Source organism: Bradyrhizobium sp. 23AC (genome assembly GCF_054863025.1).
The window spans coordinates 1-230 of the sequence record NZ_JAVAYN010000328.1 but is presented as its reverse complement, the minus strand read 5'-3'; the positions used below and the strand labels follow the sequence as shown (position 1 = coordinate 230).

The following is a 230-nucleotide window of genomic DNA, read 5'->3' as shown; positions in this document are numbered from 1 at the left end:
CATCGACGCGGCGGAAGGAGCCGGGCTGTTTCATGGCACCTTTGCCGCCGCTTGCATTGACTGGGTCAGTCGCTCTGCACGGAAAACAGGCGTCAATACCATCGTTCTAAGCGGCGGCTGCTTTCTGAACGCGGTGCTGGCGGATGAAATTGAGCGCGGTTGCCGCAGCGCAGGCCTCACCCCGCTGGTGCCACGGCAGCTGCCGCCCAACGATGGAGGTTTGAGCCTCG

The 230-nt window shown here is 63.5% G+C and carries 1 protein-coding gene; it reads left to right on the top strand.

Annotated elements, in window-relative coordinates:
• Positions 1 to 230: Kae1-like domain-containing protein (locus RAD10_RS42630; RefSeq protein ID WP_461622104.1), on the top strand; the 230-nt coding region annotated here is incomplete at both ends.